Origin of the sequence: Streptomyces sp. NPDC059092, assembly GCF_042756365.1 — a bacterium.
In the GTDB taxonomy this organism is placed as follows: Bacteria; Actinomycetota; Actinomycetes; order Streptomycetales; family Streptomycetaceae; genus Streptomyces.
Map to the genome: position 1 here is coordinate 184,079 of NZ_JBHZEJ010000003.1, position 23,557 is coordinate 207,635.

The window sequence follows — 23,557 nt, forward strand, 5'->3', positions numbered from 1 at the left end:
CGGGACAGGAGGAACCCTGGGCTCCTGCCCGCGCCTGAAACAACCCCCGTACCCCCGCCGATCCCTGTCAGGGGCCGCTTTCCGCCTACTCCACGATCGCCATCTCGCGCGGGGTGTCGTTGAGGCGGCGGCCACCGTCCGCCGTGACCGTGACGATGTCCTCGATCCGGACCCCGAAGCGCCCCGGCAGATAGACACCGGGCTCGACCGAGAAGCACATGCCCGGCACCATCGGCCGCTCCTCGCCCTCGATCATGTACGGCGGCTCGTGCGTGGTGACGCCGATGCCGTGGCCGGTGCGGTGGATGAAGTACGCGCCGTACCCGGCGTCCGCGATGACCGCGCGGGCCGCCCGGTCGACCTCCTGGCAGGCGGCCCCGGGCCGCACCGCCTCGAACCCGGCCTGCTGCGCCTCGCGTACGACGTCGTGCACGCGCCGCTCCTCGGCGGTCGGCTCGCCGACGTGGACGGTCCGGGTGGTGTCGGAGCCGTACCCGTACGTGAGCCCGCCGAAGTCGAGGACGACCATGTCGCCGCGCTCGATGACCCGCCCGTCGGCCTCGTGGTGCGGATCGGCGCCGTTGGGGCCCGATCCGACAACGGTGAAGTCGACCTGGGAGTGGCCGTGTTCCCGCAGCAGGCGGGCGAGATCGGCGGCCACGTCCAGCTCCCGGCGGCCGGCGAACCGGACCTTCAGGATCTCGGTGTAGGCGGCGTCGGCCGCCGCGCCCGCCGCGGCGATCCGCTCCAGCTCCCGCGCGTCCTTGACGGCGCGCAGCATCGGCAGCTCTTCGGTCAGCGCCACGTACGAGGTGCCGGGCAACGTCCGCTGGAGCGCGAGCAGATGCATCGCCCAGGCGTTGTCGCTGACGCCGAAACGGCCCGCCGGGTCCAGCAGCGGGGCCGTCACTCCGTACGGGTCCGTGCCGTCCGTCCAGTCGCGAAGGGTGAGCGCGGGCGCCCCGGCGGCCCGTGCGGCGTCCGGCGCCTCCAGGGCGGGCACCACGAGGACGGGGTCCCGGCCCGCGGCGACGACGAGCAGGGTGAGCCGCTCGGTGTCGGCGGTCGGCCGGTAGCCGGTGAGGTGGACGAGGTCGGGCCCGGGGGCGACGAGCAGGCCCGCGAGGCCGGCGCCGGCCGCGGCCTCGGCGGCACGGGCCATCCGGGCGCGGTAGTCGTCGGCGGTGAACGGCGCCGGTGCGCGGGACGGGGGTGCGACGGGCATCTGGTCTCCTTCTTGGGTCTCCATGCGGGCACGGGGCGGTCCGCGCCTCCCCCGCTCCGGCCGGGCGGCTCCGGCGGCGCGGGGCTTCGACGGCGCGGCTTCGACGGCACGGGCTCCGGCGGCGCGGGGCTTCGACGTCACCCGCTCCGGCCTCGCCGCGCCGGGGCGCTACTCCGGTGGTATCCGTCCTTCGGGGTCCAGCCGTTCCAGCAGTTCCTGGAAGTCGTCCCCGACGACGATCCGCAGCCCCTCGCCGTCGTCGTCCGCCTCGCTGAGCTGCGTGAGCGTACCGCCGCGCCACCAGTAGACGTACGGGCTGATGGCGCCCGGGGTGTCCTCGTACCCGGAGGCGGCGAAGGACGCCATCGCGTTCAGGGACGGGATCATCGTCAGGTCACGGATGACGTGGAAGGCGAGCTGGTGCCGGAACGGCAGCGCGACGAGCGCCCCGTCCGGCGGGATCCGTTCGCCGGTGACCTGACGGACGACCGTCTCCAGGGTGAGGACACGGCTGGCCGTGTAGAAGGAGTCGCCGAGGATCACCTCGAACCGCATCCCGTCCGCGCCCTTGTCCTTGACGGTCTCGCGTCCCTCGACGGGCAGCTCGCGCAGATTGCGCAGCGCCCGCTCACGGAGGTCCCTGACCTCGCCCAGCGGCTCCAGCGCCTCGTCGGTGAGCATCATGACGCTCTCCGGCAGATCGAGCGCGAGCACCTCGTAGAGCCCCGGGGCGACCGAGCGCGCGTACCCGAACGTCTGGGCGTCGAGGCCGTCCTCGCTGATCACCCGGGGGTAGAGCTGGGCGCGGATCTGCTCGGGCGGCAGGGTGTCGAGCGCGGAGGGGCCGTCCATGGTGCGCAGGACCATGCCCGCGTGTCTGCGCGCGAGATCGCCCCAGACGCGGGGCCCGCGGTCGTCGTTGTGGCAGACGGCGGCGAGGTTGCCCAGGCCGAACTGGCGGCCGGCGCTGTCGGTCACCATGTCGGCGTAGAGCGTGACCTCCAGGCCGTGCTCCGCGAACGCCTCACGGACTTGGCCGCGGAAGAGCGCGGCCTCGTCCACCGAGAAGAACGAGAACGCGGGGTCCCGGGGCGTGTCACGCCCGTCACGCCTCGGCCCTCGCCGGAACAGCCTCACGCCATCGCCTCCGCCCGTGTCCGCCCCGCGTCGTCACCGTCCTGCCGGGCCGCCCGCAGAACGCCGCCCCCCGGGGGACCGCCGGGATCTCCCAGGAGATCCGGTGATCGTCCGACTTCCGATGCTAGTCCTCCGGTGTGACAACCAGGCAGGCGCGGTGCGCGGTCCTTCCGCACCGCCTTGCGACCAGGTCAGTCATACGTATAACTTCTCCGTATGTCTCATATCGCTCTGGTCACCCTTGTCGTCGACGACTACGACAAGGCCATCGCCCACTACACACAGGCCCTCGGCTTCGAACTGGCCGAGGACACCGACCGCGGCGACGGCTCCCGCTGGGTCGTGGTCCGTCCGCGCGCGCTCGCCGGGACCGCCGGCGGGTCGGGCACCGGCCTGCTGCTGGCGCGCGCCAAGGACGACGCCCAGCGCGCGAGCATCGGCGCGCAGACGGGCGGCCGGGTCGGCTTCTTCCTGTACACCGACGACTTCGCCCGCGACCACGCCCGGATGACCGCCGCCGGTGTCCGCTTCGTACGGGAGACCCGCCACGAGCCGTACGGAACGGTCGCGGTCTTCGAGGACCTGTACGGGAACCTCTGGGACCTGCTCCAGCCCGCGTAGCCGCGAGGCGGTCGCCGGGGATGCTCGCGGGCCCGCGCGGGGGCGGTGAGGGGCGGTGAGCGGGGGCGGTACGCGCGGGCCCGCGCGGGGCGGTACCTTCGTGCTGCCGAAATCCGGCGCGCCCTCCCCGGGTTCACGGCGGGCGCGGACCGGACCAGCCAGGAACGAAGGGGGCCGGCCCATGGGCCTGGCGCAGTTGCACTACACCTCGGCCCCACCGGGCCAGGTCGGGCCGGGCTCCGGCTCGGGCTTCGTCTCCGTCACCCCCGGCCTGCCCCGGTCGCTGCTGGACGAGGTGGAGCGGCTGATCGGGTACGAGCCGCCCGAGGGCGCTCCGCCGCACCCCACGGCCACCGGACTCGCCGCGTCCCCACAGGCGTTCAGCCACAGTGTGCTCTCCGACGGCAGCCGGCTCCTGGCCCGTACGGTCCGCACCGTGACGGGAGGGGGCGCGGGCGGTTCCCACACCCACGCCGTGCTGCTGCCCGGGGACACCGGGCTGCCCGGCGGCGGCCTGCCCATCTCCGCGTGGAACTCGGTGCGCTGGGCGGCCGGCGCGCCGGAGAGCGGGCCCCCGGCGCCGCTGGACGACCTGCCCCCGCTGGGGCTCTTCGGCCGGGACGTGCTGGCCGGGTTCGCCGCCGCGCGCGCCCCGTGGCTCGCGCGGTTCTTCGCCGGACTGCGGGAGCAGACCGGCACCGGCGCACCCGCGCGGATCGTCCTCGTCGAGCGGAGCAGCGCCGATGTCGCCCAGTGGGTCGCGCTCGCCTGCGCCGTCCTGCCGCGCGAGCACGCCGAGCCGCTGACGTTCACCACGTACACCCGCCGGCCGTGGGAGGCCCGCCAGCGGATCGTCGGCGTACTCCCCGACACCGCGCAGGAGTTGTCCGATCCCGAGCGGCACGGCCGGGTGCTCGACTGCACCGGTCGCGCGCCCGCCCCGATGGCTCCTCCCCTGCCCGCGTCGCCCGAGGCGGCGTATGTCCCTTACGTCTGGGGCGAGATCGCCGCGCGCGTCTGGCTCGACAGGGCGCCCGAGGTGTTCACGGGGGCGGCGACGCTGCCGGGCGGTGTCCTCTCCCCCGGAGCGCTGGCCTTCGCCGCGCTCGGCGCGGACGTCACCCTGGGTCCGGAAGGCCGTACGGAGGCGGCCGTGTGGGCGGGCCGGCACGTGCGCACGCTGAGCCCCGAGCGGCTGCACCGGCTCGTCGAGGCGCTCGCCGCCCCGGCCGACGCCCCCCGTACGGAGGCCGAACGCACCGCTCTGGCACGGCTGTTCACCGGACTCGGCGACCGGTCGCGGCCGTCGGGGCAGGACGAGGGCCTGACGGCCGCCACGCTCCACACCCTCGGCGCGCTCGTGCTGACCACGGCCGCCGGGATGGAGTGCGCACCCCACGAACCGCTCCCCGAAGCGGAGTTGTCGGCCCTCCCCGGGGAGCTGAAGCACCGGCTGGCGGCCGAGCTGTCCCCCGGCCTCCTCGCGGGCATCGCCGACGACACGGCGCCGGACATCGCCCGCGCGGTGGAGCTCCTGCGCGTCGCGGGCATCCTCGGCGTGGACTGTACGGAGCTGCTTCCCGGCCTCGCGACCCGGCTGGCGCGCGCCCTCTCCGCCGATCCGGACACGGCCCGCGTCCCGGCCGTACGTACCGTGCTGGACGACCACTTCGAGCTGCGCACCGCGCTGCTCGGCGCGCTCGACGCGCACGCCGCCGACGATCCCGCCGCCGCCACCCGGCTGCTGGCCGCGGTCGATCTCCCCCTCGGCGGGGTGCAGACACTGCCGCATCTGCGGATGTGCGCGGGCGCGCCCTGGGCGCCGGAGGCCGGCGGTGACGGTCTGAGCGCGCTGCACGCCGCGCTCCGGGCCTGCGGTGTCTCGGCGTTCACCGATCCACTGGTGCTGCGTACGGCGGTACGGCTGGTGTGGGGCGGCGGCGCGCCGACCGCCGGTGAGGCGGGGCGGCTGCTCGGCGGGACGGGTTCGGACGCGCACCGCGCGGCGGGCACGTGGGCCACGCTCGTCAGGGCGGCGCTCGACAGCCCCGCCGACGACCCGGACGCCCCGGACCTCGCGCACGATCTGCTGCGCTGCTTCCCCGACCGGCTGGAGCCGCGTGTCCGGGGCGCGCTGCTGCTCCTCGACTTCCTCCGCGACCTCGGCGCCGGCCGGGCCGAACCACCGTGGACGGAGCGGGCGTTGTCCCTGCGGGCCGACGCGGAGCCGCTGGAACCGACCCTGCTGGCCCGGGTGTTGGACACTCTGGGGCGTCAACTGCTGTCGCAGGAGCGGCCGGAGGGCGAGCTGTACACCCTGATCCACTGCGGCGAGCCCGCACTGCTCGCCGCGTACGCCACGGCGGCCCAGGAGGCCGGCGTGACCGACCGGCTGCGTACGTCCCCCGCGTACGCCGCGCACTGCTTCGTCGCGTGGAGCTCGCTCCCGGGCGCGAGCGCGGAGTGGGACAGGACGCGTACGTCGCTCCGTGACAAGGTCCTGCGCCCGGTGGTCCGCGCGCTCCCCGACGCGGACGTCGCCGCCGTCGAGCGATGTCTTGAGCAGGTGGGAGTCCACCGGGCGGAGGAGTTCCGCGCCTGGAACCGGCCGGGCACGCTCAGCAGGCTGGGCCGCCGCTTCGGCTCCCTCGGCAGGCAGCGCTGAACCGCGCGGTCCGGCCTTCCCCGTGGGCCCCGGGAGGGGGAAGCCGGACCGCGCGGCCCACGGAGAAGCTCAAGCGGCTCAGTCCTCGTCCGGCGCCAGCCGCAGCGAGATGGAGTTGATGCAGTACCGCTGGTCCGTCGGGGTCGGGTAGCCCTCCCCCTCGAAGACATGGCCCAGGTGCGAGCCGCAGCGCGCGCACCGCACCTCGACGCGGGCCATGCCGTGCGAGCGGTCCTCGATCAGCTCGACCGCGTCGGTGTCCTTCGGGTCGTAGAAGGACGGCCAGCCGCAGTGCGACTCGAATTTCGTGTCGGAGCGGAAGAGGTCGGCGCCGCACGCGCGGCAGGAGTAGACGCCGGTCGTCTTCGTGTCCGTGTACTCGCCGACGAAGGCGGGCTCCGTGCCGGCCTCGCGGAGCACCTTGTACTCCGCGGGCGCCAGCTCCGCGCGCCACTGCTCTTCCGGCTTGTCGATCTCGTACGCCATGACTTCTTGCCTCTCTGGGTCGTCGGGCCCGCTCGGGCGACCGGATGGGTCAGCCGGCCAGGCGGGCCAGGATCCGCGGGCCGAGGTCCGTGACGTCGCCCGCGCCCATGGTGAGAACGAGATCACCGGGGCCCGCCATTCCCGCCACCGCGTCCGCCACCGCGTTCTTGTCGTGGACGGCCGTGACCGCGGCGTCCGCGGCCTCTGCCGCCTGGATGATCAGGGCGCTGGTGACGCCCGGGATCGGGTCCTCGCGGGCCGGGTAGATGTCGAGGACGAGCGAGGCGTCGGCGAGGGCGAGCGCCTGGCCCATCTCGGCGCTGAGTTCCTGCGTACGGGAGAACAGGTGCGGCTGGAAGACGACCAGCAGCCGGGAGCCGGGGGCCGCCGCCGCGCGCATCGCCTCCAGGTCGGCGGTCATCTCGGTGGGGTGGTGCGCGTACGAGTCGATGACCTGGACGCCCGCGGCCTCGCCCTTGAGCTGGAGACGCCGCTTGACCCCGGTGTACGTGCCGATCGCCGAGGCGAGGTTGTGCGCGGGGATACCGAGGGCGACGCCCGCCGCGAGGGCCGCGACCGCGTTGAGGGCGTAGTGCCGGCCGGGCACGGAGACCGTGAAGGTGAGCAGGCGGCCGTCGAGCAGGACGGTGACCTCGCTGGTGAGACCCCGTGCGGTGATCTTGTGGACCCGTACGTCGGCGTCCTCGGCCGTGCCGTAGGTGACGACCCCGACGGTGGCCAGGTCACGGACGCGCGCGGTCAGCTCCACGGCGCCGGTCTGGTCCGCGGAGATCACCAGGGTGCCGCCCGGGACGATCTTGCCGACGAAGGTCTCGAAGGACTCGTAGATCTCGTCCATCGACGCGTAGTTGGCGTGGTGGTCCAGCTCGACGTTGAGGACGATCGCGACCTCGGGGTCGTACTTCTGGAAGCTGCGGTCGCTCTCGTCCGCCTCGGCGACGAAGATCTCCCCGCCGCCGTGCCGGGCGTTGGTGCCGGGGCCCGCCAGGTCCCCGCCGATCGCGTACGACGGGTCGAGGCCCAGCTCGGTGAGGGCGACGGCCAGCATGGACGTGGTGGTCGTCTTGCCGTGGGTGCCCGCGACCGCGATCGGCCGCAGGCCGCCGCCCATCAGCGAGGCCAGCGCGTCGGAGCGGTGCACCACCGGCACCGACAGCTCGGCGGCGCGCGCCAGCTCCGGGTTGTCGGCCCGGATGGCGCTGGAGACGACCACGCACGAGGCGTCGTCCGCGAGGTGCTCCGCGGCGTGACCGATGTGCACGGTGACCCCCAGCGCCCGCAGCGCCTCGGCGGTCTCCGACTCCTTCGCGTCACTGCCCGCGACCTTCGCGCCGCGCTGGGCGAGGATCTTCGCGATGCCCGACATCCCGGCGCCGCCGATACCGATGAAGTGCGGCCGTTCCATGGCGACGGGGATACCGGTACCGGGTGCCATACGTGTTTCTCCCAAGGTGCGAGCGGGGTGCTGGGCAGGACCGACAGCGTACGTTCACACGCGCCGGCGCCGTCGATTCAGCCTATTCGCTGTGGGCGAAGAGTTTGAGCACCGGTACGCCGACCTTGTGACGGGCCCGCGACGCCCAGTCCCGGTGGAAGAACTCCTCCACGTAGTGCGGTTCGGTCAGCACGATCACCTCGTCGGCCGTCGCCTCCTCCACCACGGACTTGAGCAGGTCCAGCGGATGCTCCTCGACCACCTGGCCCACGGCCTCGGAGCCAGCCGCGCGCAGGGCCCTCAGGGAGTGTTCGAGTGCCAGTTCGGCCGGCTGTCTGGCCTCCGTGCCCTCCGGCTGGTCGCCCTCGCGCGTGGCGTCCCGCAGTTCGCCGATCGCGACGTCGTCGATGGCGCGCAGCAGGACGTCCGCCTGGTCGCCACGGGGTTGCATGAGCACCACGAAGGAGACCGCCTCGTCGCCGTGGAGGGTGGTGACGAACTCGACGTCCTCCGGCGTCAGAGGCTTCTCGATCATCAATACGCTTGTGAACACGACAGGCGCCCTTCTGTTCCACTGAGCCAACTGAGCCACGTGCCGCACGGGCCCTCGGGACCCGCTGCGGAAACCATCCTTCCCCGTGCCCGCACGGGGTCCTGAGAATAAGTCTGCCCAGCGGAAGCTAACCGGAACGGTGAATTCCGCTCATTGTCGGACCCGGTGGTACCGGGTGAAGAGGAACCCGTCCTGCTCCAGCAGGGACGCCAGGGTGAACCGCTCCGGTACGGCGACGCCGGGGCCGCCCGCGATGCGCTGCGCGTCCCCGGCGGTGAGCGTGGGGGAGACCGTCAGACACAGCTCGTCCAGGACACCGGCGGCCACGAACTGGCCCAGCAGCCGCGGCCCGCCCTCGGTGAGCAGCCGGACGAGGCCGCGCTCCGCGAGGGCGCGTACGGCGCGGGCGGGGTCCACCGCGGCCCCCTCCCCCGCGACGATCACCACCGCTCCCGCCCGCTCGGCGGCGCGGACCCGGTCCTGCCGCGCGGCGGTGCCGGTGAGGACGAGCGTCGGGACGCCGGGCGCGGTGAACAGCGGCGCCGAGAAGTCCAGGTCCAGGCTCATGGTGACGACGGCGATCGCGGGGGCGGGCGGCTGGCCGGCCGCGGCGCGCCGCGCGGCGAACGCCTCCCGGGCGCGAGCCGGCCGGTACCCCTCCCGCCGGACCGTCTCCGCCCCCACCACCACCGCGTCGGCGAGCCCGCGCAGCGTGCCGAAGATCCGCATGTCGGCGTCGGAGGAGAGGGCGTGCGACAGACCGTCGTGCTGGGCGGCGCCGTCCAGGGTGGAGACCATGTTGGCGCGCAGCCAGGCCCGCCCGCCCGCCGGACCCCCGCCCCGCGCGTACTCCGGCTCCGGCTCCGGCTCCGGCTCCGGGTAGGCGTACGCGTCGGCCAGTTCGTCGAGGGTCCACTCGCGCCCGGTGGTCTCGGCACGGACGGCGAGGTCAGCGGGGGTGCCGGGCACTGTCTGATCGGTCACAGGGAACAGGCGTCGCATGTCCAGCAGTCTGGCACGGAGCATAGAGTGAGGAGTTGTGTCGTCCTCCACCACCGCCTCCGGCCACGTCCCGACAGCCGAGGCGTCCCCTCTCTCCCTCTGCGCCCGTGAGCCGCGCGTCGCCGCCGACCGCCTGGTCGCGGAGATGGTGCCGCCGCCGCGCTTCGACTCCGTACGTTTCGACACGTACGTACCCGACCCGAACCAGCCGAGCCAGACCGAGGCCGTGACCGTCCTGGACGCCTTCGCCGCCGGGCTGGGCGGCGCGCACCGCGTCGCGGGCCCCGGGGGCTCAGGGGGTGGCGTGCGCCGCTGGTTCGCGCGGAAGCCGCCGGCGCCCACAGGGCCGCGCGGGGTCTATCTGGACGGCGGGTACGGCGTCGGCAAGACGCATCTGCTGGCCTCGCTCTGGCACGCCACCCCGGCCCCGCCCGAGCAGAAGGCGTTCGGCACGTTCGTGGAGCTGACGAACCTCGTCGGCGCGCTGGGCTTCCAGCAGACCGTACAGACGCTCGGCGGCCACCGGCTCCTCTGCATCGACGAGTTCGAACTCGACGACCCGGGCGACACCGTCCTCGTCTCCAGCCTGCTCGGCCGGCTGGTCGAACAGGGCGTGGCGCTGGCCGCGACGTCCAACACCCTCCCCGGCAAGCTCGGTGAGGGCCGCTTCGCCGCCGCCGACTTCCTCCGGGAGATCCAGGGGCTCTCGGCCCGGTTCCGGCCCCTGCGCATCGACGGCGAGGACTACCGCCACCGGGGGCTGCCCGAGGCGCCCGCCCCGTACTCCGACGAGGCCGTGACCCGGGCGGCGTACGCCACCGAGGGTGCGAGCCTGGACGACTTCCCCGGGCTGCTCGACCATCTGGCCTCGGTCCATCCGAGCCGGTACGGGGCGCTCACGGAGGGGGTGCGGGCCGTCTGTCTCACGGATGTCGTCCCGGTGCCGGACCAGTCGACGGCGCTGCGGCTCGTGGTCCTGGCGGACCGGCTGTACGACCGGGAGGTGCCGGTGCTCGCCTCCGGTGTGCCGTTCGACCGGCTGTTCAGCGACGAGATGCTGAACGGCGGCTATCGCAAGAAGTACTTCCGGGCGATCTCCCGCCTCACCGCACTGGCGAGGGACGCGAAGGGCCTGGTCACTCCGTAGGTTCCAGTAGGTTGGGGGCTTTGGGGGCCGCAAACCCCCTGCCGGGGCGGTCGGCCCCCGTGACCGCCCCGCACCGCCGTTGACCATCGGAAGGAACCATCATGGCTACTGTTCGCACCGCTCACACGGTCTGGGAAGGCGAACTGCTCAAGGGTTCGGGCACCGTCACCTTCGACTCCTCCGGCATCGCCGAGCAGCCCGTCTCCTGGCCGTCGCGCGCCGAGAAGGCCAACGGTAAGACCAGCCCGGAGGAGCTGATCGCGGCCGCCCATTCGAGCTGCTTCTCCATGGCGCTGTCGCACGGCCTCACCGGCGCGGGCACCCCGCCCACCAAGCTGACCACCAAGGCCGACGTCACGTTCCAACCCGGTGAGGGCATCACCGGCATCCACCTCACCGTGGAGGGCGAGGTCCCGGGTCTGGACGCGGACGCGTTCCAGGCGGCGGCCACCGACGCCAAGGCGAACTGCCCGGTCAGCCAGGCGCTGACGGGGACGACCATCACGCTGAGCGCCTCACTCGTCTGACGGCGGCGTCGGACGGGCGCCGCCCGGCGTTCACCCGGCGTCAACATGGAATTGACATCACGTCACCCCACTGTTGACGAGCGGCGCCCCACGCGACACCAGAGGCTCGTGGTGACCCGCATGGTTCACGTGTCCCACGCACACGTGATACACACATGCGGGTCACGTCTCCTGTCCGCCAGCAGGGAGTTGCCTCATGTCCGCAACACGACGTCAGATCCTCGCCCGCAGCGGTGCCACCGCCGCGGGCATCGTCTTCTCAGGAGCCGTATCGGAGCTGTTCACCGGTACGGCCGCGGCACACACCATGGGCCGGGGTGGTTACGGCCCCCTGGTCACCGACCCGAACGGCCTGCTCGACCTGCCCAAGGGCTTCCGCTACAAGGTCCTCTCCCGGGAGGGCGACCCGCTCCGCTCCGGTGAGGGCCGGGTCCCCAGCAACCACGACGGAATGGCCGCCTTCGCGGGTAAGCGCGGCCGGGTCCATCTCGTACGCAACCACGAGAACCGCGTCACCGCGCGCATCGGCGTACCGACCGTCGAAGGCCTCACCTACGACCCGATGGGCAAGGGCGGCTGTACGGCGCTCGAACTCGACGGGCGCGACAACGTCCTCGGCGAGCGCGTCGCCATCGCCGGCACCGCCGTCAACTGCGCGGGCGGGCCCACCCCCTGGGGCACCTGGCTCACCTGCGAGGAGACCGAGGACCGCGCGGGCACCAACGGCTACACCAAGGACCACGGCTTCATCTTCGAGGTCGACGGCGCGGACCCGCGCCGTACCGGAGCCGTACCGCTGACCGCCATGGGCCGGTTCCAGCACGAGGCGGTCGCGATCGACCCCGGCACCGGCGTCGTGTACGAGACGGAGGACGCGTTCGACAAGCCGTTCGGGCTCTTCTACCGCTTCCTGCCCGAGAAACCGCGCGGCGGTGCCGGCTCGCTGCGCGCGGGCGGGGCGCTGGAGGCCATGCGGGTGCCGGGGGTGCCGGACCTGTCGACGGTCATGGAGACCGGCGCGACCTTCGACCGGATCGAGTGGGTCCCCGTACCTGACCCGCTGGCGGAGGAGACCCCGATCCGCTTCCAGGACTTCGGCGCCGGCGGCATCACCCACGCGCAGAAGCTGGAGGGCTGCTACTGGGGCGACCGGGCGGTCTACTTCGTGTCCAGCTTCGCGCACAGCTCGGCCGGCTCGGCGGGCGACCACTACGGACAGGTCTGGAAGTACGAGCCGCAGCGGCGCCGGCTCACCCTGGTGATCGTCTTCGGCCCGGACACGGACATCCAGTTGCCCGGCGAGTCCCCCGACAACATCTGTCTGGCGCCGGGCGGCGGGCTGATGGTGTGCGAGGACGGCGGCGGCGCGCAGCACGTGTTCGGGGTGACGCGACGGGGCGAGGTGTACGCGATGGCCCGGGGGGCCAACAACGTGGGCACCCCGGAGGATCCGGAGTGGGGCGAGTTCGCCGGGGTGACGTTCTCGCCGGACGGCGCCACGATGTACGTGAACTGCTACAACCCGGGGACGACGTTCGCGGTGACGGGCCCCTGGCGCTGACACGTACGTTCCCCGTCCCGGCGCGCCCCGCGGCAGCACCAGCGGTCGCAGGGCGCGCCGGTCCGTCGCATCCTCGGGTGAGGGCCCTTCGGTGAGGGGCCGACCGAGCGGAAGGGGTGCGCGGTGGCCGCGAAGGGCAAGAAGGCCGGCGGGCCGAAGAAGCCGGAGCAGCGGGGGAAACCGGAGCCGCGAGGAGAACCGGGCAGACGGGGGAAGCCGAAGAAGCCGGGTACGCGGCCAGAACCGGCACGGGGCCTCCGTGGGCTGCTGCGCTTCCCCGAAGGCGCCTCCGTCGACCTCTCCGGGTACGACACGAGGGCGACCCCGGGCGGCCCGGCGGACAAGGCCGCGGGCCGGGCGGCCATGGGCGCGCTGGCCGAACGTCTGACCGGTCTCCAGGACCGTCTGTACGCGTCCTCCACCGCGGGCGACACGCGCCGCCTGCTGCTGGTCCTCCAGGGCATGGACACCAGCGGCAAGGGCGGCACCGTCAAACATGTGATCGGGCTGTTCAACCCGTCCGGCTGCCGGATCAGGGCGTTCAGGACGCCGACGCCGAAGGAGCGGAGCCATCCGTTCCTCTGGCGGGTCCGGCGGGCGCTCCCCGAGCCCGGCGAGATCGGCATCTTCGACCGTTCGCACTACGAGGACGTCCTGATCGCCCGCGTCCGCGGCCTGGCCTCCCGGCGGGATCTCGCCGCCCGGTACGGACAGATCAACCGCTTCGAGCGGGAGCTGGCCGACGACGGGACGACGATCGTGAAGGTCTTCCTCCACATCGGGTACGAGGAGCAGCGCGACCGGCTCCTGGCCCGGCTGGACAACCCGGACAAGCACTGGAAGTTCCAGCCGTCCGACATCGCGGACCGGGCGCTGTGGCCCGCGTACCAGGAGGCGTACGAGCACGCGCTGCGGCGCTGCTCCACGGAGGCCGCGCCCTGGTTCGTCGTCCCGTCGGACCGCAAGTGGTACCGCGACTGGGCGATCAGTACGCTGCTGCTCGAACACCTGGACGCACTGGACCCGGCGTACCCGGCGGGCGACTTCGACGTCGAGGAGAGCCGCAGGCGGCTGCTGGCGATGGACCTGCCGGGCCGGTGATCCCGGGGGGCCGATCGAATCCCCGCCCCCTGAGCCGACACACGACTTCGGTGTGCGCGAGCGCCGTACACCGATTCCAGGTAGATCATCATATATTTTCCGCGTGTGACCAGATATGTACGCACACGCACCGCCGTCGGTGCCCTCGGGGCGCTCGGTCTGCTCGGCGCCGCCCTGTCCGGGTGCGCGGGCGCCGACCGCGCCGCCGCCGGGCCCGCCGCCGCCTCCTCCGCTCCCCCGCACTCCGGGACGCCCCGCCCCGCCGTGGCCAAGGGGCCGCCCACGATGGTCCCGGGGCCCGACGGACTGACGCCGGTCTTCCAGCGCGGCGCCGCCGCCGCGGGCAAGGCGGTGGCCCTCACCTTCGACGCCGACATGACGGCCGACCAGGGACCGCGCGCGGCGCGCGGCGAGCGCTTCGACAACCCCTCGCTGATCGCGCTGCTGCGCCGGCTCGAAGTGCCGTCGACCGTGTTCATGACGGGGCGCTGGGCCGAGGAGTACCCGACCCAGGCGAAGTCGATCGGCACGGACCCGCTCTTCGAGATCGCCAACCACTCGTACAGCCACTACGCCTTCACCGCCGACTGCTACGGGCTGCCGGTCGTCGGCAAGGAGCGGATGGCCGACGACGTCCAGCGGGCCTTCACCGCGTTCCGCGCGGCGGGGGCGCGCAATGTGGTGCCGTACTTCCGTTTCCCCGGCGGCTGTTACGACAAGGCTGCGCTGCGCGCGCTCGCCCCGCAGAAGGTGACGGCCGTCCAGTGGGACGTCGTCAGCGGCGACGCCTTCGCCACCGACGCGGACGCCGTCGCCGACCAGGTGCTGGCGGATGTGAAGCCCGGCTCACTGGTGGTGATGCACTGCACGCGCAGCGCGGCGCCGGTGACGGAGGACGCGGTGCGCCGGATCGTGCCGGAGCTGCGGGAGCGCGGCTACCGCTTCGTCCGGGTGTCGGAGCTGATGGCGCACTGAGCCGGAGGCCCGGCGGACGGCGCCCGTCCACGGGTGTGGCTCAGCCCGAGCAGGCCGTGCGCTGGGCCTCCTGCCACTCGCAGACCGGGCAGAGGGTCGCGCCCCTGACCGTCTCCGGGTGCTCGGTCGGCTCCCCGCACAGCACGCACTCCGCGTACGCCGTCCCCACCGGTTCCCCGGCCGTCCGCCCGCTCGTCCGCTCGCTCATACGGTCGAGCCTACTGGGCCCGGTCCGTTCCCCGGCCCCGGTCGGCCCGCTCAGCCGTCCCGCCGGGTGCCGATCACGCATGCCACCGCCGCCGCCACGCCCGCCACCAGCAGGGCCGCCACCAGCTCCGGTCCCGGCGGCGCGGCCTCGCCGGTCAGCGAGCCGGTCACCAGGCCGGTGACCGCGGACCGCGCCGGGGACCCTCCGATCACCAGCGCGACCAGCGAGACCACCGTCGTGGCGGCGATCGACCAGCCCCGGGCCCGCAGCAGCGGCCTGTTGCAGAGCGCGCCGACGGCCGCGCCGACCAGCAGACAGACCAGCGCGGCGAGCAGCCCCGCCGTACCGGCGGACACCACGTCCACGTCGACCGTGAAGTTCGCGTTCTTCGGTTCGCTGATCAGGATGACGAGCACCGTGCCCGCCACGCCGATGGCGCCCGCGACGGCCACGGCGGCCAGCAGCGTGGCGAGATGCGCCCGGCGCGCCCCGGCCGCCGCGCCGACGACCGCGCGGGAGGCCGCCGGTTCCTGGGTGACGCAGATCCTCACCAGCCAGGCCGTGACGGGCAGCAGGGCCGCCGCCGCGTATCCGAGCGAGTCCAGGATCGGCTGTCCGGCCTGCACCCCGACGACGAGGAAGATCCCGTACAGCAGGAGCGGCGGCAGCCAGCGCTGCGAGCGCAGCAGCAGGGCGATCTGATAGCTGAGCACTCCGGTCATGAGGAGAGACGCTCCCTCTCGGTGGCGGTGGAAGCGGACCGGGCGGGCGGGCCGGAAGCGGCCGGCGGGGCGGCCTCCCCCACCTCCCTGATGTGCCAGGGCGGGCCGGCGGTGAGCAGCGCCCGCAGCAGCGCGTCGGAGTGCTCCGCCGCCACCGTCAGCAGGACGGAACCGTCCTCGGCGGCAACGTCGTACGCCGGCGCCCCGGGCAGTTCCGCCGCCGCCTCGTCGTCCAGCGGGGCTTCCGGTGGCCCCTCGGCGAGGATCCGTACCACCGCGCCGGGCTCCCCGTCCGGGAAGTCGGTGGGGAGCGCGCTCTCGGTACGGGACACCACGGCGCCGTCCACCACTCCGTACAGCACGTCGGACGCCCCGGCCAGCCTGCGCGGGTCGTGGTCGACGAAGACGACCGTGCCGCCCGCGGCGACCCGCTCGGCGACCGCCCGGTCCAGCTCCCCGCGGGCCGCCGTGTCCAGCCCCGTCCACGCCTCGTCGAGGACCAGCAGTTCCGGCTCGGCCAGCAGCGCCTGCGCGACGGCCACCTTCTGGCTGGTGCCCTTGGACAGCTCGGCCATCGGCGTACGGGTGTGCTCCCCCGCCCCGAACCGCTCCAGCCACTCGACGGCGCCGGCCGCCGCGACATCGCGCCGCAGCCCGTGGATCCGGCCGAGGTGCATCAGGTACCCGGCCGCCGTGAAGGGCAGCGACACCGGGAAGCGCTCGGGAACGTACGCCGTGCGGAAACGGCCGTCGACGCGGCCCTCGGTCGGCGAGTCGACGCCGGCTATCAGCCTCAACAGGGTTGATTTACCACTGCCGTTCGCGCCCTCGATCCGGACCAGGGCGCCCGCGGGGAGATCGAGATCGACCCCGCGCAGCACCCAGGGCCCGCGGAGGCCGTAACGGCGGCCCACACCTTGGAGGTTCATCCGGGCATGATCTCAGCTCGCGTCAGTGCGCGGTGGGCTTCTGAGGAGTCGCCTCGCTCGGCCGTACGATCACGAACCCCTCGCCCTGGAGCATCAGTTGAACGGCCTCGCCGGATCCGCCGCGGATCATCGAGCCCACGGACTGGGAGCGATGCAGGGATGTACCGAGTTGTGCGCTCCAGCCGACGGCAGCGTCCGTGTCGACATACACCGGGGCCTGCGCCGTGACGGGAATCACGATGGGATCGCCCTCACAGATGATGCCGAGCCTGCCGTGGCCGGTGAAGACACTGTTGAAGAGACCGCCGCCGGTCATCCCCGCGCCCTTCACCGTCTTTATCTCGTAGCTGAGGGTCGGATCGAAGCAGAGCACGTTGCGGCCGTTGACGGTGAGCGCGTCGCCCTGCTCCACATCGACGATGAAGCAGTGGGCCGCCTCCTGGGCGAGCCACACCTCGCCCTGGCCCTTCACCGTCATGAGCGGCAAACCCTCACCGGTGACCGCGCGCTTGAGCAGTCCACCGAGGCCCTGACCCTTGCGCTCGAACTCCAGCGAACCGCGGTAGGCGACCATCGCCCCCTGCCGCGCGTACATCTCGCCGCTGACGACGTACTTGATCGACTTGGAGTTCTGGAGGCTCATCCCGGGCGCGGCGGCCGGCTGTGCCATGTGTTCCGTGGAGAAAAGGTCGCTCTTCATGCCGTGCATCGTCGCCCGGACCCGTGCGTTCCGCCAAGAAGGGTTCGGCCAAGAAATCCGCGGCCCGGCGGGGCGCGGCGGCTGGCAGACTGGGCCCGTGAGCAGCGAGAGCAACGAGAACGCCCCGGTGGACAGTCCCTTCCGTCATGAGTCGAGCGCCCGTGACGAGGCGCCGCAGTACGTACTGCCGCTGGTGGTCCGGATCGAGAAGGCTGCGCCGCCGGCCCGTACCGACGCGCTGGAGACGGCGGCCCGCGCGGTGCTCACCCTGCTCTCCGACGAACGGGCCCTGGGCGAGGGCGAGGACGAGGGCGAGTGGGCGGCGGCCGTACGGGACTGGCAGGACGCCCGGATCCGCAAGGTGGTACGGCGGGCGCGCGGCGCGGAGTGGCGCCGCGCCTGCGCGCTCCCGGGGATCACGGTGACGGGCCACGGCCCGCTGCCGCGGACGCCGCCCGCGCACGATGACGCGCCGTCCCTCCCTGCCACCGCGTCGTCCGTCGCCGAGGTACGGGTCTTCCCGCCCGTCCCGCTCGACGGCTGGCCCAAGGAGCTGGCCAAGCTCCAGGTCTCCGGCACCGATCTGGACGACCCCGCGCCGCCGCCCCCGGCCGACCCGGCGCACCCGGTGCTGTGGCTGAGCCCCGGCCTCGCGATGTCGGCGGGCAAGGCGATGGCCCAGGCCGGGCACGGCGCGCAACTCGCCTGGTGGGAGCTGTCGGAGACGGACCGCGCGGCCTGGCGCGACGCCGGCTTCCCGCTCTGCGTGCGCACCCCGGACGCCGCGCGGTGGCGGGAACTCACCGCCGCCGGGCTGCCGGTGGTCCGCGACGCGGGCTTCACGGAGATCGCCGCGGGATCCTGCACGGTGGTCGCCGACCATCCGGCGCTGCGCCGCTGACCCGGTGCCCGGGAGAGCGGCGCGCACGGCCGCCGATCATCCGTCGCCGCCGGGTTGAACACACCCGGCGCCCCGTACGTATTCCTCCATACCGCCACGCGGGTTGAACTGCCGCGCTCTCAGCGGTTGATTCAGCGGTGTCAGTTTTCGGTTCGGGAGGCAGCACATTGTTGCGACGCATCAACGGTTCGGCGCTCATCATCGCGGCATTGGTCGCCACAGTGGCCGCCTTGGCCTTCCCCGTGTGGTCGTACGCCGACCGTTCCGGGACCGGGCAGGCCAACATCAACGCGTCGTCCGTCTCCACCCAGTGGGGCCCACTGACCGCCACCGACCGTGATTTCCTGGTCAAGGTCAGGCTGGCGGGGCTCTGGGAGCTGCCCGCCGGGCAGCAGGCCCTCGAACGCGCGCCGACCAAGGCGATCAAGGAATGTGGTGACCACCTCGTCGTGGGCCACACGGACCTCGACAAGCGGTCCCGCGACGTGGCGGCGAAGCTCGGTGTCGAGCTGCCGAACCAGCCCAACGATCAGCAGCAGGGCTGGCTCAGGGAGCTGTCGGCGGCCACCGGCCAGGAGTACGAGCAGAAGTTCGCCAACCTGCTGCGCAACGCCCACGGCAAGGTCTTCGCCCTGATCGCGCAGGTACGGCACACCACCAGGAACACCCTGATCCGCCAGCTCGCCAGTGATGCCAACATCACCGTCCTCGACCACATCACCATGCTGGAGGCCACCGGCATGGTCGACTTCGACCAGATCGCCAACGAGGCCGCCGGCACCGTGACCGCCAGCCCGACCGGCCCGCCGCCCCCGAACGGCAACCTGCCCCCGGCGGCGGACCCGGTGGAGCCGAACCCGAACCAGACGCTGACCTCCGAGCCCTCCACCGGCCCGGGCGCCCCGACCTCGATCAACACCAACCGGCCGGCCCCGGGCGCGAGCTGATCCACGCCGGTCGCCACCGCGAAGCACGGTGTCTCCCCCACACGTTCACGGGGAAGGCACCGTGCTTCGTCGTTCCGGGGGCAGAGACCGGGACAGGGAACCTCAAATCAACCTCTGAACGTCCTCCCTCCAGGATTCACCGAGGCGTTCCCGGGGCCATGACCCCTGAGAACCGCGAGCGAGGACGCGCACGGAGGGGTCCGCGACAGGGGGAGACCATGAACGACACACCACGTCTGGGCACCGGCATCGGCTGGCGCCCTGAGATCGCCGACACGGTGGAGGCCCTGCCCGGGGTCGACTGGGTGGAGGCCGTCGCGGAGAACCTGTGCGCGGGCCATCTCCCCGCGTCGCTGGTACGGCTGCGCGAACGCGGCGTCACCGTCGTCCCGCACGGGGTCTCGCTCGGACTCGGCGGCGCGGACCGGCCCGATCCGGGGCGGCTGGCCGATCTCGCGGAGTGCGCCGAGGCCCTTGGTTCCCCCCTGGTCACCGAGCACATCGCGTTCGTACGGGCGGGCGGGCCGCGCACCGCGTCCCCCGTGCTCGAAGCGGGCCATCTGCTGCCGGTGCCCCGTACCCGCGACGCGCTGCGCGTGCTCTGCGAGAACGTACGGATCGCCCAGGACGCGCTGCCCGTGCCGCTCGCCGTGGAGAACATCGCCGCCCTGATCTCCTGGCCGGACGAGGAGATGAGCGAGGGCCAGTTCCTCGCCGAGCTGGTCGAGCGCACCGGGGTCCGGCTGCTGATCGATGTGGCCAATCTCCACACCAACCAGGTGAACCGCGGCGAGGACCCGGCGAAGGCGCTGGACGAACTGCCTGTCGAGGCCATCGCGTACGTCCATGTCGCGGGCGGGATCGAGCGCGACGGCGTGTGGCACGACACCCACGCCCATCCCGTCACCCGGCCCGTCCTCGACATCCTCGCGGAGCTGCGCTCCCGGGTGGCACCGCCGGGCGTCCTGCTGGAGCGGGACGACGACTTCCCGCCCGCGGCGGAGCTGGCGGGCGAACTGACGGTGATCCGCGAGACGCTGAACGCCGCGGGGACGACGGCGGTACGGTCCACGGCCCCCATGGCCTCCACGGCGGCCTCCGCTCCCGTACGGGCCGCCTCGACCGCGGCGGCAGGGCCCGCCGACGGCGCCACCGACACGGCCCGCGAGCGGCTGGCGCTCGCCGAGACCGCGCTGCTCTCGGCGCTGGTCGCGGGCACCCCCGTACCGGAAGGGTTCGACCGGCGCCGGCTCGGCGTGCAGAGCCGGGCCCTCGCCGCCAAGCGCGCGGGTGTCGTCGCCAAGGTGGCACCCGAACTGCCCGGGTTCCTCGGCGACGGCTTCCGCCCCGCGTTCCTCGCATACGCCGCGCACCGGCCGATGCGCGCCGGGTACCGCAGGGACGCGCTGGACTTCGTCGAGACGCTGCTGATCGAGGGGCGCCCGGCGGACCCCGTGGCCCGGCGGCGGCTGACCCTGTGGTGGCGGGAGCGGGCGGGCGCCCGTCCGCCGCGCCGGGCGGTACGGCTCGTCAGGGCCGCCCGTGCCGCGCTGGTCAGGGGGTGACGGGCGATGGCCTCCCTCCCCGTACTGGCCGTGCATCTCACCGTGGCCGCCTCGTCCGTGGCGCTGATCGCCAAGGCCGCCGGTTCGGGCGGCCGGGGCACGGACGGCGCCGGCACGGTCCATGACCTGACGGAGGCCGCGTTCCTCGGCGGTGGTCCCGGACGCGTCGCGGACGCCGCGCTCGCCGGGATGCACGCGGACGGCCGGATCTCGGTCGGCGGCCCGGGCATCGTCGCCGTGCTCAGGCCGGTCGCCCACGACCCCGTCGAGCGGTCGGTGCTGGACGCCCACGCGGCGGCGCCGCACGGCGGCCTGCACGCGCTGCGGCTGGCGGTGATGCGCGGCCCGGACGTCCAGCGGGTGGGCGACGGGCTCGCGGCGCGCGGACTGCTGGTCCGTCCGGATCAGGCCCGTCCCTGGAAGCGATGGGGCGTTCTCCAGGCCGTGCTGTGTCTGGTGGCCGTGCCCGTCACGTTCTTCGTGGCCTTCCTGTCCGCCTTCCACGACGACGGCCTGGGCGACGGCTTCGAGAACTTCACCCTCCTGCCCACCCTGGTCATCGGCTCCGTCGTCGGCATGGTCTGCGCCTCCGTCGCGGGCCACCGGGTCACGAAGGGCGGGCGGCGGGCGCTGCGCGCCTTCCTCGCCGGGCAGTCGGCCGGGCAGTCGGCCGGGCAGTCGTACGCCCCACCGACCGTCGCCGGGCAGGTCGCCGCACACGGCCTGGCCGGGGTGCCCGACCCGCTGCTGCGGCAGCAGTTGCGTACGGCGGCGGGGATGCGCCCAGGGCGGGACTTCTCGCCCGCGCCGCAGATGGCCGCCGGGACCGTGGGGTGGTGCTCCGGCGCACAGCCCGGGTCGGGGACGGGGTGTGGCGGGCCCGGGTCCGGCTGCGGCGCCAGTTCCTGCGGGGGCGGAAGTGGAGACTCCGGTTCCGGTGGGGGCAGCGGCAGTTGCGGAGGCGGCAGCAGCTGCGGCGGAGGGGGCGGGGGCGGCGGCTGCGGAGGCGGCGGAAGCTCCTGACCGACCCCGTCGGACCGCCTCGCCGACCCACCGCGCGCCCTCCCCGTCGCACACTCCCGCCCGCTCCGCACGTCGGGCGGTGCCCAGGAGTGGCCCCGGGGCGCATCGGGGTCATGGGCCCGCGACACCGCTCGCCGGTCCTTGCCAAGCGCGGGCCCGCTGCCGACCCTCGTCGTGCCGTAGGTCCCCCGCACGCACGAAGGGAACACGATGAGAGCAGTCGCGAAGTACGGGGCTCTGACGAGCCTCGGTTCCCTGGTCCTGTCGGCCCTCGTCGCCGTCCCGGCGGACGGCGCGTCCACCGACAGCGGCGCGGCCGACGCCAACGCCACCGCCGGGACGCGCGGAGTGGCCAGGGCGGCGGCGCGCGCCACTGCCGCCGGTGTCTCGTTCGGCGCCTGTCCCGAGGCCGAGAAGCTGCCCGCCCCCGTCACCTGCGGCACCGTCGACGTCCCCCTCGACTACGCCGCGCCGGACGGACCCACGATCGCCCTCACCGTCAGCCGCGTCGCCGCGAGTGGTCCCGCCGACCGGCGGCAGGGGGCGCTCGTCCACAACCCCGGTGGCCCCGGCGCCTCCAGCATGTACTTCCCGCTCGCCGCCGAGGTGGCCTCGTGGAAGCGGATCGCCGCCGCGTACGACCTCGTCGGCTACGCGCCGCGCGGTGTCGGCCGCTCCGCGCCGCTCTCCTGCCAGGACCCGGCGGACCACGCGAAGGCGCCGACCCAGGCGCCCACGTACCCCTCCGCGTCGTACAAGCGGGAGCGGATCGCCGAGGCGAAGGCGTACGCGCGGGGCTGCGCCGAGCACGCGGGGGACGCGCTGCGCCACTACAACTCCCTCAACAACGCCCGCGATCTCGACGTCCTGCGGGCCGCGCTCGGTGAGCGGAAGCTGACGTTCATGGGCGCCTCGTACGGAACGTACTTCGGCGCCGTCTACGCGACGCTCTTCCCCTCGCACGTACGGCGGATGGTCTTCGACTCCGCCGTCAACCCGGACCCGGACCGGATCTGGTACCGCAACAACCTGGAACAGTCGGTCGCGTTCGAACGGCGCTGGGAGGACTTCCGTACCTGGGTCGCCAAGCACGACGCGACGTACCACCTGGGCACCGACGCCGAGCAGGTGCGGCGGAGCTACGAGGAGGTGCGCGCCGGAATCGCGCACGAGCCGGCGGGCGGCAAGGTCGGCCCCGGGCAGCTCCAGGCGGCGATGCTCGGCGCGGGCTACTACGACGACTACTGGGCGATCCGCGCCACCGCGCTCTCCGAGTACCTCAAGGGCAACCCCGAGCCGCTGATCGCCCAGGCCGGCCCCCGCCCGCAAGCCGCGGCGAGCGGCGAGAACGCGAACGCCGTCTACACCGCCGTCGAGTGCAACGACGCGCCGTGGCCCACCCAATTCCAGGTGTGGGACCGCGACAACACCGCGCTCGCACGGCACGCCCCGTTCGAGACCTGGGACAACGCCTTCATGAACCTGCCGTGCGCCTACTGGCCCGCTCCCCGGCAGGAACCCGTCGATGTCCGTACCCGCCCGGGACAGCTCCCGCCGACGCTGATCCTGGCGGCGGAGCGGGACGCGGCCACCCCGTACGAAGGGGCGCTGGAACTCCAGCGGCGGCTGGCGGGCTCGGTGCTGGTGACCGAGCGGGACGCCGGTACGCACGGGGTCTCGGGCGGCGACAACCCGTGCGTGAACGCGTACCTGGAGGAGTACCTGCTGAGCGGGAAGACACCGGCGCGGCACGTCTCCTGCGCACCGCACCCGGAGCCGAACCCGATCTCGCTCGAACCGGCCGACACCCGCACCGCCCTGCGAGGAAGGCCCGATCCGGCTCCGCGCCTCTGAACGCCCGGAGCACCTAGGCCGCACCGGCCACCCGGCCCCGGGCTGAAAGCACCGACCCGGGTTCCATCGGCCGCGACCGGGGCGGAACGGACCGGACCTACGGGAAGAACGAGATTCTTCCCGTAGGTCGCAGCGTTTCCGCAGGCCGGCGGCCGATGGGAACCCGGAGCCGAACCCGGTGTCGCTGGACGAGCGTGCGCGCAGCAGGGAACTGCCGCCGATCGTCTGATCTTCCGGGTGGGGTGGCCCGGT

Annotated in this window: 22 protein-coding genes; 12 read left to right on the forward strand and 10 right to left on the reverse strand. The window is 73.5% G+C overall.

Annotation, left to right across the window (positions count from 1 at the left end):
* Positions 1-85: 85 nt before the first annotated feature.
* Both ACFXPL_RS03375 and ACFXPL_RS03380 read right to left on the reverse strand, forming a co-directional pair.
* Positions 86-1,225 carry a M24 family metallopeptidase gene (locus tag ACFXPL_RS03375; protein WP_384911665.1) on the reverse strand — a complete coding sequence of 380 codons (1,140 nt, stop codon included), beginning with the start codon at positions 1,223-1,225 and terminating at the stop codon, positions 86-88.
* A gap of 168 nt (positions 1,226-1,393) precedes the next feature.
* A complete protein-coding gene (locus ACFXPL_RS03380; protein WP_384911668.1) occupies positions 1,394-2,362 on the reverse strand; it encodes a hypothetical protein in 969 nt (322 codons plus the stop codon).
* A 216-nt stretch (positions 2,363-2,578) separates the two neighbouring features.
* Here ACFXPL_RS03380 and ACFXPL_RS03385 point away from each other — a divergent pair, with 216 nt between their 5' ends.
* Together ACFXPL_RS03385 and ACFXPL_RS03390 are read left to right on the forward strand one after the other, a co-directional pair.
* Positions 2,579-2,983 carry a VOC family protein gene (locus ACFXPL_RS03385; RefSeq protein ID WP_384911671.1) on the forward strand — a complete coding sequence of 135 codons (405 nt, stop codon included), beginning with the start codon at positions 2,579-2,581 and terminating at the stop codon, positions 2,981-2,983.
* A 181-nt stretch (positions 2,984-3,164) separates the two neighbouring features.
* Complete coding sequence (locus tag ACFXPL_RS03390) at positions 3,165-5,648, forward strand: GTPase-associated protein 1-related protein (RefSeq protein WP_384911674.1); 2,484 nt, start codon at positions 3,165-3,167, stop codon at positions 5,646-5,648.
* A gap of 78 nt (positions 5,649-5,726) precedes the next feature.
* Here the strand turns inward: ACFXPL_RS03390 and msrB are convergent, their stop codons facing one another.
* From msrB to ACFXPL_RS03410, 4 genes are all read right to left on the reverse strand, one after another.
* Positions 5,727-6,134: a peptide-methionine (R)-S-oxide reductase MsrB gene (gene msrB / locus ACFXPL_RS03395; protein WP_384911677.1), complete on the reverse strand. Its 408-nt coding sequence runs from the start codon at positions 6,132-6,134 to the stop codon at positions 5,727-5,729.
* Between the two features lie 49 nt (positions 6,135-6,183).
* Positions 6,184-7,590: a UDP-N-acetylmuramate--L-alanine ligase gene (gene murC / locus ACFXPL_RS03400; RefSeq protein WP_384911680.1), complete on the reverse strand. Its 1,407-nt coding sequence runs from the start codon at positions 7,588-7,590 to the stop codon at positions 6,184-6,186.
* Positions 7,591-7,672: 82 nt separating this feature from the next.
* On the reverse strand, positions 7,673-8,125 hold the full coding sequence (locus ACFXPL_RS03405; protein WP_384911683.1) for an indole-3-glycerol phosphate synthase: 453 nt from the start codon (positions 8,123-8,125) through the stop codon (positions 7,673-7,675).
* Between the two features lie 168 nt (positions 8,126-8,293).
* Positions 8,294-9,145 (reverse strand): pyrimidine reductase family protein, encoded by an 852-nt coding sequence (locus tag ACFXPL_RS03410; protein WP_384911686.1) that lies wholly within the window; start codon positions 9,143-9,145, stop codon positions 8,294-8,296.
* A gap of 37 nt (positions 9,146-9,182) precedes the next feature.
* On the opposite strand from ACFXPL_RS03410, the gene zapE reads away from it, so the two are divergent.
* The 5 genes from zapE (at position 9,183) to ACFXPL_RS03435 (ending at position 14,456) form a co-directional block, all read left to right on the forward strand.
* Positions 9,183-10,292 carry a cell division protein ZapE gene (gene zapE / locus ACFXPL_RS03415; protein ID WP_384911688.1) on the forward strand — a complete coding sequence of 370 codons (1,110 nt, stop codon included), beginning with the start codon at positions 9,183-9,185 and terminating at the stop codon, positions 10,290-10,292.
* A gap of 101 nt (positions 10,293-10,393) precedes the next feature.
* Positions 10,394-10,819, forward strand: a complete 426-nt coding sequence (locus ACFXPL_RS03420) for an OsmC family protein (RefSeq protein ID WP_384911691.1) — start codon at positions 10,394-10,396, stop codon at positions 10,817-10,819.
* Between the two features lie 196 nt (positions 10,820-11,015).
* On the forward strand, positions 11,016-12,380 hold the full coding sequence (locus ACFXPL_RS03425) for an alkaline phosphatase PhoX (RefSeq protein WP_384911694.1): 1,365 nt from the start codon (positions 11,016-11,018) through the stop codon (positions 12,378-12,380).
* A 264-nt stretch (positions 12,381-12,644) separates the two neighbouring features.
* Positions 12,645-13,481 (forward strand): PPK2 family polyphosphate kinase, encoded by an 837-nt coding sequence (locus ACFXPL_RS03430; protein WP_384911834.1) that lies wholly within the window; start codon positions 12,645-12,647, stop codon positions 13,479-13,481.
* A 105-nt stretch (positions 13,482-13,586) separates the two neighbouring features.
* Complete coding sequence (locus ACFXPL_RS03435) at positions 13,587-14,456, forward strand: polysaccharide deacetylase family protein (protein ID WP_384911697.1); 870 nt, start codon at positions 13,587-13,589, stop codon at positions 14,454-14,456.
* Between the two features lie 40 nt (positions 14,457-14,496).
* On the opposite strand, the gene ACFXPL_RS03440 is transcribed toward ACFXPL_RS03435, so the two are convergent.
* Genes ACFXPL_RS03440 through ACFXPL_RS03455 form a run of 4 tightly spaced genes read right to left on the reverse strand, consistent with a single transcriptional unit; the run spans position 14,497 to position 17,015 of the window.
* Positions 14,497-14,664: a hypothetical protein gene (locus ACFXPL_RS03440; protein WP_384911700.1), complete on the reverse strand. Its 168-nt coding sequence runs from the start codon at positions 14,662-14,664 to the stop codon at positions 14,497-14,499.
* Between the two features lie 50 nt (positions 14,665-14,714).
* On the reverse strand, positions 14,715-15,386 hold the full coding sequence (locus tag ACFXPL_RS03445) for an ABC transporter (RefSeq protein WP_384911702.1): 672 nt from the start codon (positions 15,384-15,386) through the stop codon (positions 14,715-14,717).
* A complete protein-coding gene (locus tag ACFXPL_RS03450) occupies positions 15,383-16,315 on the reverse strand; it encodes an ATP-binding cassette domain-containing protein (protein WP_384911705.1) in 933 nt (310 codons plus the stop codon). The genes ACFXPL_RS03445 and ACFXPL_RS03450 overlap by 4 nt, the downstream gene beginning before the upstream one ends.
* A gap of 22 nt (positions 16,316-16,337) precedes the next feature.
* The gene (locus ACFXPL_RS03455) at positions 16,338-17,015 is read right to left on the reverse strand and encodes an AIM24 family protein (protein ID WP_384911708.1); all 678 of its coding nucleotides are present in this window, start codon (positions 17,013-17,015) and stop codon (positions 16,338-16,340) included.
* 55 nt (positions 17,016-17,070) lie between these two features.
* On the opposite strand from ACFXPL_RS03455, the gene ACFXPL_RS03460 reads away from it, so the two are divergent.
* The 5 genes from ACFXPL_RS03460 to ACFXPL_RS03480 all read left to right on the forward strand — a co-directional run bounded on the left by ACFXPL_RS03460 (position 17,071) and on the right by ACFXPL_RS03480 (position 23,305).
* Positions 17,071-17,916 (forward strand): aminoacyl-tRNA hydrolase, encoded by an 846-nt coding sequence (locus ACFXPL_RS03460; RefSeq protein ID WP_384911837.1) that lies wholly within the window; start codon positions 17,071-17,073, stop codon positions 17,914-17,916.
* A gap of 170 nt (positions 17,917-18,086) precedes the next feature.
* On the forward strand, positions 18,087-18,863 hold the full coding sequence (locus ACFXPL_RS03465; RefSeq protein ID WP_384911711.1) for a DUF4142 domain-containing protein: 777 nt from the start codon (positions 18,087-18,089) through the stop codon (positions 18,861-18,863).
* 218 nt (positions 18,864-19,081) lie between these two features.
* Positions 19,082-20,428, forward strand: a complete 1,347-nt coding sequence (locus ACFXPL_RS03470) for a DUF692 domain-containing protein (RefSeq protein ID WP_384911714.1) — start codon at positions 19,082-19,084, stop codon at positions 20,426-20,428.
* Positions 20,429-20,434: 6 nt separating this feature from the next.
* A complete protein-coding gene (locus tag ACFXPL_RS03475) occupies positions 20,435-21,451 on the forward strand; it encodes a TIGR04222 domain-containing membrane protein (RefSeq protein WP_384911717.1) in 1,017 nt (338 codons plus the stop codon).
* A gap of 210 nt (positions 21,452-21,661) precedes the next feature.
* A complete protein-coding gene (locus ACFXPL_RS03480; protein ID WP_384911718.1) occupies positions 21,662-23,305 on the forward strand; it encodes an alpha/beta hydrolase in 1,644 nt (547 codons plus the stop codon).
* The last annotated feature ends 252 nt before the right edge of the window (positions 23,306-23,557 follow it).